8 protein-coding genes and 1 pseudogene are annotated in these 8015 nt (G+C 70.2%); 6 read left to right on the forward strand and 3 right to left on the reverse strand.

The genetic code is table 11. The annotated features are described in order from the left end of the window. Window positions 1-103: 103 nt before the first annotated feature. Complete coding sequence (locus tag ACFYWJ_RS10545) at window positions 104-772, reverse strand: hemolysin III family protein (RefSeq protein WP_355274598.1); 669 nt, start codon at window positions 770-772, stop codon at window positions 104-106. 245 nt (window positions 773-1017) lie between these two features. Here ACFYWJ_RS10545 and ACFYWJ_RS10550 point away from each other — a divergent pair, with 245 nt between their 5' ends. From ACFYWJ_RS10550 to ACFYWJ_RS10565, 4 genes are all read left to right on the forward strand, one after another. After that, window positions 1018-1797, forward strand: coding sequence for an isoprenyl transferase (locus ACFYWJ_RS10550; RefSeq protein ID WP_355273109.1), 780 nt, complete (start codon window positions 1018-1020; stop codon window positions 1795-1797). 29 nt (window positions 1798-1826) lie between these two features. Beyond that, entirely contained in the window at window positions 1827-2393 is a 567-nt protein-coding gene (locus tag ACFYWJ_RS10555) for a hypothetical protein (RefSeq protein ID WP_355273106.1), read from the forward strand. Window positions 2394-2482: 89 nt separating this feature from the next. Then, window positions 2483-3604, forward strand: coding sequence for a hypothetical protein (locus ACFYWJ_RS10560; protein WP_355273103.1), 1122 nt, complete (start codon window positions 2483-2485; stop codon window positions 3602-3604). A 253-nt stretch (window positions 3605-3857) separates the two neighbouring features. Continuing rightward, window positions 3858-4925, forward strand: a complete 1068-nt coding sequence (locus ACFYWJ_RS10565) for a hypothetical protein (protein ID WP_355273100.1) — start codon at window positions 3858-3860, stop codon at window positions 4923-4925. Here ACFYWJ_RS10565 and coaA read toward each other — a convergent pair whose 3' ends face one another. Continuing rightward, window positions 4926-5858: a type I pantothenate kinase gene (coaA, locus tag ACFYWJ_RS10570; RefSeq protein ID WP_355273097.1), complete on the reverse strand. Its 933-nt coding sequence runs from the start codon at window positions 5856-5858 to the stop codon at window positions 4926-4928. A gap of 200 nt (window positions 5859-6058) precedes the next feature. Here coaA and ACFYWJ_RS10575 point away from each other — a divergent pair, with 200 nt between their 5' ends. Then, complete coding sequence (locus tag ACFYWJ_RS10575) at window positions 6059-7261, forward strand: DUF885 domain-containing protein (RefSeq protein WP_355273094.1); 1203 nt, start codon at window positions 6059-6061, stop codon at window positions 7259-7261. A gap of 1 nt (window position 7262) precedes the next feature. Here the strand turns inward: ACFYWJ_RS10575 and ACFYWJ_RS10580 are convergent, their stop codons facing one another. Next, a complete protein-coding gene (locus ACFYWJ_RS10580) occupies window positions 7263-7385 on the reverse strand; it encodes a hypothetical protein (RefSeq protein ID WP_019048990.1) in 123 nt (40 codons plus the stop codon). 169 nt (window positions 7386-7554) lie between these two features. Here ACFYWJ_RS10580 and ACFYWJ_RS10585 point away from each other — a divergent pair. Further along, window positions 7555-8015, forward strand: a pseudogene (locus ACFYWJ_RS10585) (serine hydroxymethyltransferase); the annotation flags it as partial.

Genomic DNA, 8015 nt, shown 5'->3' on the forward strand with positions numbered 1-8015 from the left:
GGTCCGGCGCGCCGAGACGCCCGGCGGTCACGAGCTGCGCTGACGGATGACACGAATATCGAGCATAGAAGGCCCGGTCGCGCCCACGACGCGCACGCGCCGATCAGCCGAGCACGACCAGCCAGATCGCGATGTAGTGGCACAGCGCGGCGACCACGGTCGCGGCGTGGAAGAACTCGTGATGCCCGAAGTGCGTCGGCCACGGGTTCGGCCATTTCGTCGCGTAGAGGATCGCGCCGACGCTGTAGATCACGCCGCCGACCGCGAGCAGCACCAGCGGCCAGACGCCCACGTTGTGCAGCAGTTCGGGCGCCACCGGCACGATCGCCCAGCCGAGCAGCAGATACAGCGGCACCCCCACCCAGCGCGGCGCGGTCGGCCACAACAGCTTCAACGCCACCCCGGCGAGCGCGCCGGCCCACACCACGATCAGCAGCGTCCGCCCGGTCGTCCCCGGCAGCCCGAGCAACGCGAACGGCGTGTAGCTGCCCGCGATGAACAGGAAGATCATCGAATGGTCGGCCCGCTTCATCCGCACCCGGGCCCGGGCACTGCGCCAGGTCACCCGGTGATACACCGCGCTGATCCCGAACAGCGCGATCACCGAGATCCCGTAGAGCAGCGTCGACCACCCCGCGGTCGCCGATTCCCGGAACCCGAACACCACGAGCACCGCCACCGCGACCGCGGCGACCCCCACCGCCCAGGTATGAATCCACCCCCGCAGCAGCGGCTTGCCGAGCACCACCGGCTCCGGCACCTCGGCCCGCACAGCCTCCACGAATCCTCCCAAGTCTAAACCTACGGTACCGTAGGTTACCGCCAACGGTACGTCAGCACCCACCTCCACCACCACAAACGTGCCCACCCCCACACCGCCGATCTCGCGAGCACCGGGGTAACTCCCCAGCCACCCAGGAACCCCACCACGTACTCACCGCCGGCCCGGCGCGCAACTCGTGCTCTCCCCACGACCGGCAAAAAACGCGGGGAGGCGGGGGAGCGTAGGGTGCGGGCGTGGAGTTTCTCGCTCGGGTGCGTGGTCTGCCGTACCGCATCTACGAAGCCAGACTGTCCAAGCAGCTGGCCGACAAGCAGCATCCTCGCCATGTCGCCGTGATGTGCGACGGCAATCGCCGCTGGGCGCGCGAGAACGGGTTCACCGATGTCAGCCACGGTCATCGGGTCGGTGCGCTGAAGATCGCCGAGCTGGTCGGCTGGTGTTCCGACGAGGGCATCGAGATGGTGACCGTCTATCTGCTGTCGACGGAGAACCTGCGCCGCGATCCGGATGAGCTGGAGACGCTGTTCGAGGTCATCACCGACGTGGTGGAGGAGCTGTCGGCGCCGGAGCAGAACTGGAGCGTGCGGATCGTCGGCTCGCTGGCGGGTTTCCCGGAGCTGATCGCGAAGCGGCTGCGGGTGGCGGCGGAGCGCACGAGTGGCCGCGACGGTGTGCATGTGAATGTGGCGGTGGGGTACGGCGGGCGCCAGGAGATCACCGACGCGGTGCGCTCGCTGGTGCGCCAGGAGATCGCCGCGGGTGAGTCGGGCGAGGATCTGGTGCAGTCGATCACGGTCGACGCGATCGGTCAGCATCTCTACACCTCGGGTCAGCCGGATCCGGATCTGGTCATCAGAACCTCTGGTGAGCAGCGGCTTTCGGGTTTCCTGCTGTGGCAGAGCGCCTATTCGGAGATCTGGTTCACCGAGGCGTACTGGCCGGAGTTCCGGCGGGTCGACTTCTTGCGCGCGCTGCGGGATTACGCCGCGCGGCACCGCCGTTTCGGCGTGTGAGGTGACTCGGCTCGCGTACTCTGCGGGCAGTGGACCCCGAACAGTCTTCCTACATCAGCTATGAGGAATTCGGCAGGCGTTTCCTGGAATACGCCGTCTCCGAGCAGCGGATCGCCGCGGCGTTCGGTGAACTCACCGGCGCGGCTTTCGATTTCGGACCGATCGGGGTGGGGCCGGGTCGCCTGGCGAAGGTGACGGCGCAGGTCGAGCTGGGGCGGCCGCGCATCCTGCGCTACATCGACGCCTACATCTCCTTCGAACTCACCATTCCGCTGCATGTGGATCTGGTGGTCGATCTGGCGGTGGATCGGTCGCGGTTCCGGGTGGACGGCACGGTGCACCTGCATCTGACGGCGCGCACCGCCGACCCCCTGCGGGTGGTCATCGACATCGCGGAGCCGCGGGCCAGTGATGTGCGGGTGAACGTGGCGAGCGCGACCAAGCGGGGGGAGTTGCTGCGGGTGCTGGCCAGTGTCGATCACGAGATCCGCCGGTTCGTCGCCCGGTATGTGGCCCAGGAGATCCGGAAGCCGGAGATCGCGGCGGTCCGCAATATCGACGTGGCGACCAGGCTCGACGCGGCCTGGAAGTTGTAGGAGAGTCGCCCCGATCCCGGGCGGGCGCGGGCTACGCTGCTGCGCGAGACCAGGCCCGACGACACATGCAGGGGTGAGCTGTGGGAGTTGTGAGCAAGCCAGGACCGAGCCGGCGCGCGCGGATCGCGGCGCTCGGCGCGGTGTCGAGTGCCGTGCTGCTGGTCGCGGGCTGCGGCGCCGATCAGCCGGCGCCGCCCCGGATCACGCCCGAGGATCAGCCGCAGGCGGCGGGCGCGGTGTTCGCCTATCGCACCGAGGGGGAGCTGGCGGTGGTGCGCGGGGCCGACACCCTGCGCGCGCCGGGCAGCTTCGGGTATTCGTCGGCCGCGGTGAATTTCACCAGGGACGGGAAGTTCGCTTTCGCGGTGGAGTCGGGGTCGAAGACGCTGGTGGCGTTACGGGTCGCCGACGGCGCGGTGTCGCGGATCGAATGCGACTGCACCGACGCGGTGGCCCTGCGCGGGTCGGTGCTGGCCTGGTGGCGGGAGCCGGGCCAGGTCATGACCATGGATCTGTCGGGCACCGCGCCCGCGGCGCCGGAACAGGATGTGACACTGCCGGATTCGCCGAGCCCGCTCTCCGGTGGCACATGGGACGGGGCCAGGCTGGTCGCGGCGACAGACGAGTTCCTGCTGCTGGCCAGGGTCGAGTCGCGCGGCCTGTGGTGGGAGAAGAACCACCTGTACGCGATCGGCACCGAGGCGATCCTGCCGCTGGGCCGGGTGCCCGGCATCGACGCCGACCTGTCGGCCGCCGCCGGACCCGACGGCCACACCTTCGTGCTGGCGGGCACGACCGCCCGCAGCGCGTCCTGCGGCACCGGCCACGTGGCGACCATCGACGCCCGCTCCAACGCGGTGCAGGAACTGCCCGAGCTGCCGGGCGAGTGCTCGTCGGCCTACCGCCCACGCTGGGGTGGTGACGGCACGATCACCGTCGCCACCAGGAAGTGGGCCGACGTGGCGGGCGCGCCGAGCACCGTCGACCGGTTGCAGTCGGCGGCCCAGGGCTGGGCCCCGGTCGGCGAGCAGCCGGTGGTCGACATGCTGCTGCCGCGTCCGCAGGAGTCGGTGATCCAGGTGGTCGCCGGCGATCCGACGGCCGCGCGCGACACTCCGCGCGGCGTGCTGGTCGTCGAGAAGGGCGGCACGCGAACCGAACTCGCCACCCAGGTCGTCTCGCTGGGCGCGCCGTCCGCCGTGCAGCGGTAGCTGGGTCGGCGCCCGCCGTGTGCCCGCGGCCGGCGCGACGATCGACCGCAGCACGTCCCGGGCCCGCCCACACGCGTCCGGCGATTCGCACCGTGCTGGCGGCGAGCGGCCCGGAAGCGGTGCGCCACCGTGGGCGAGTTCGGACCATCGAACCGATCCGGTGCCGAGTCCGTATACCCGCGCGCCGGGCACAGTGCCCGGCCGATCGGCGCCGCACGGGCGACGCCGAGGCGGGGGAGCGCCGGAGGTACCGATGCGGATCAGTGGGTTACGGATGGTGGTCGCCGCGGCGGCCGTCGCGATGCTGGGGGCGGGCTGTGCGACCGCCACGCCGCAGGGACCGCAGATCGTGACGACGGCGCCGCAGTCGGCGCCGGTGTTCGCGGTGCGCACGACGACCGGGATGGGGGTGGCCGACGCCTCGGGGATGCGCGGCGACCGGGTCGGCGACTATCGCGATTTCGGGTTCAGCCAGGACAATTCGCTGGCCTACACGGTCGACGGCGCGGGCGTGGTGACCGCGATGGAGGTCGCCGAGCTGCTCGTCGCCTCGGGCCGCATCGACTGCCACTGCACCCGGGTGTTCCCGCTGCATGACGCGGTGGTCGGCTGGTGGCGCGACGGCGCGATCATGCAGGCCGATCTGCGCACGCCCGATCCCACGGTGCTGCGGTCGATTTCGCTGCCCGCACCCCGTGATCCGCTGGGTGATGGGGCAGCCCTCACCGGCACCGAGCTGATCGCCCTCGACCGCGACCGGGCCGTGCTCACCCGCATCGAGACCATCCCCGGCGCGATCTGGGGCATCAACCACCTCTACGTGGTCGATCTGAATTCCGGTGCGGTGCAACAGTTCGGCCGCATCGCCGACGTGAACATGCCCTTCCGGCAGGCGGCGATCGCCCCCGGCGGCCGGTCGGTCGTCGTTGCGGGCTACAGCCGCGACAATGTCGCCTGCGGCACCGCCTCGGCGCACCGGCTCGATCTGGTCACCGGGACAGTCGATTCCGTCGGCCCGCCGTTCCCGTCGTGCAGCTCGATCGCCGACATCCGCGGTGACGGCGCCGATGTCGTGCTGACCCGCCTGGTCTGGGACCGCGACGAACCGAAGCGGCTGGTGTCCTCGACGGTCTGGCGCTACCGCGACGGCTGGACCCAGGTCGGCGCCGACCCGGCCGTGCGCGTCCTCGCCGACCCGGTCGCCGTCGAACTCCGGCACACCGGCGCGGCTAACCCGTTCGGCACCATCGACGGTGACCTGATCGTCGACGGGAAGCCGGTGCTGCGCAACGTGATCGAGGTGCGGGCCACGCACCGCTGATCAGAGCTTGCGCAGCCGCAGCCGGTTGATGGTGTGGTCGGAGTCCTTGCGCAGCACCAGGGTCGCGCGCGGGCGGGTCGGCAGGATGTTCTCCACCAGATTGGGCCGGTTGGTGGAGTTCCAGATGTCGCGCGCGGCCGCGGTGGCCTGCTCGTCGTTCAACGCGGAGTAATGGTGGAAGTGCGCGTCGGGGTCGGCGAAGCCGGTCTTGCGCAGCGCGAGAAAGCGCTGCACATACCAGTTCTCGATGTCCTCGATCCTGGCGTCGACGTAGATGGAGAAGTCGAACAGGTCCGAGACCATCAGCCGCGGCCCGGTCTGCAGCACGTTCAGGCCCTCGACGATGAGGATGTCGGGCTGGCGCACGCAGTGCTTCTCGTCGGGCACGATGTCGTAGGAGATGTGCGAGTACACCGGCGCGCACACCTCTTCGGCGCCCGACTTCACCTCGGTGACGAAGCGCAGCAGCTTGCGCCGGTCGTAGCTCTCCGGGAAACCCTTGCGGTGCATGATGCCGCGGCGGGTGAGTTCGGCGGTGGGGTAGAGGAATCCGTCGGTGGTCACCAGGTCGACCCGGGGATGGTGGTCCCAGCGGGCCAGCAGCGCCTGCAGGACGCGCGCGGTGGTCGACTTGCCGACCGCCACACTGCCCGCGACGCCGATCACGAACGGCACCTGCTTGTCGGGATGCTTCTCCCCGAGGAAGGTCGCGGTGGCGGCGAACAGCCGCTGGCGGGCCGCGACCTGCAGGTGGATGAGACGGGCGAGCGGCAGGTAGACCTCGGCGACTTCCTCGAGATCGATCTGCTCGCCGAGACCACGGAGGCCGGTCAGTTCCTCCTCGGTCAGGACCAGCGGAGTCGACTTGCGCAGGGTGCGCCACTGCTTCCGGTCGAACTCCACATACGGGCTGGGCTCGCTCATCCGTGCCACCTACCCGACGCTCCGTTCGGGCGCACACGCACAGCTGGGCTGCCCGTCCAGTGAGATCCGGGATAACTCTGACCGCATGTCGCGATTGTGCTCCGTCCCGGCCATCCGCGCGCAACAGGGGGTTTGGCTACCCGTCGGTAACGAGCAACAACGCCGAGGTAGGGCCCGCTTTTCCGAATTACCCCGTAAGGTCGGGCGGCATGGGGTCTCATCCACTCGTCACTGAATACCTGCGGCTCGGACTGGCTTTCGACCGGCTCGAAGAAGGCTTCGTCGACGCCTACACCGGCGACCCGCAGCTGCGTCGCGACAGCGAGAACGCGCCGGTCCCCGACCCGGCGGAGCTGGTGCACCGGGCCGTCGACCTGCGCGCGGGCCTGGCCGACGCCGGGCTCTCGGCGCGGCGCACCGAATTCCTCGACGCCCACCTGGTGGCGATGGAATGCTCGGCGCGCAAGTTCGCCGGGGAGGACATCGGGTTCGTCGACGAGGTCCGCGCCTACTTCGACGTCGACATCGCGCCCGGCGACCCCGACGACTACCGCGAGGCGCACCGCCGGATGGACGAGGTGCTGGGCGGGGACGGCCCGCTGGCCGAGCGGGCCGCCGCCTACCGGCGCGGCGACGAGATCCCGCCGGACAAGCTCGCGACCTGCGTCGAGGCCTTCTCCAGCGCGCTGCGCGAGCGGGTCCGCGAGCGCTACCCGCTGCCCGACCACGAGACCGTCACCTACGAGGTGGTCGGCGACAAGCCGTGGTCCGGATTCAACTACTACCTGGGCAATTTCCACTCCAAGGTCGCGATCAACTCCGACCTCAAGCAGCACATGGCGCACCTGCCCGCGCTCATCGCGCACGAGGCCTACCCGGGTCACCACACCGAGCACTGCCGCAAGGAGGCCGGGCTGGTCGCCGCGGGCGAGGACGAGCAGACGCTGTTCCTGGTCAACACCCCGCAGTGCCTGATGGCCGAGGGACTGGCCGACCTGGCGCTGCAGTCGATCGTCGGGCCGGGCTGGGGGCTGTGGGCGCAGGAGATCTACGCCGATCTCGGCCTGCGGTTCGACGGTGAGCGGGCCGAGCGCTTCTCGACCGCGTCGGCGAAACTGCTGAGCGTGCGTCAGGACGCGGCGCTGCTGCTGCACGACCAGCATCGCGGCGAAGACGAGGTCGCGGCGTTCCTGCAGCGGTGGAGCCTGGCCACGCCGGAGCGGGCGCGGCAGTCGCTGCGGTTCCTGTCCTCGCCGCTGTGGCGGGCCTACATCAGCACCTATGTGGAGGGCTACCGCCTGCTCGGCGGCTGGCTGGACAACGCCGTCGACGCGCAGGACCGGGTCGAGCGATTCGGCCGTCTGCTCGACGAGCCGCTCACGCCGGGCGCGATCCGGCGGATGCCGGTCTGAGCTACAGGACGACGGCGCAACCGCCGGGGCTGAACAGCGAGCAGACGAGATAGCTCAGTTGCATCAGCAGCGCCTCGATCGGGTTGGCCGGCGCGATGGCCGGGGTCACGGGTAGGGGGTTCATACCTGTGTCATCGGTCACCGCGTCCGCCGCTGTTACCGCGTTTCGCCCCGTCGGGCCGGTCGACGGTCCGGCCGCAGGCCTGTGACCTGGGTCTCCCGGGTGGCGGCCGCGGCCCGGTTGCGCTATCCCCGTGCTCGGGCGTCCGCGCGCGGCCCATAGACTGAGGGTCGTGACGCAGACGACCGCTTCGGTGAATACCCAGTCTCTCGGTGAGCTCGATCCCGAGTTGGCCGCCGCGATGGCGGGCGAGCTCGCCCGCGAGCGCGACACCCTCGAGATGATCGCCTCGGAGAACTTCGTGCCGCGCGCGGTCCTGCAGGCGCAGGGCTCCGTGCTCACCAACAAGTACGCCGAGGGCTACCCGGGCCGCCGCTACTACGGTGGCTGCGAGGCCGTCGACGTGGTGGAGACCCTGGCGCGCGACCGTGCCAAGGAGCTCTTCGGCGCCGAGTTCGCCAACGTGCAGCCCCACTCCGGCGCGCAGGCCAACGCCGCCGTGCTGATGGCGCTGATGAACCCGGGCGAGACCCTGCTCGGCCTGGACCTGGCGCACGGCGGTCACCTCACCCACGGCATGCGCCTGAACTTCTCGGGCAAGCTCTACGACGTGCACTCCTACGGTGTGTCGAA

This window comes from Nocardia sp. NPDC003269, from assembly GCF_042888005.1.
Lineage (GTDB): Bacteria > Actinomycetota > Actinomycetes > Mycobacteriales > Mycobacteriaceae > Nocardia.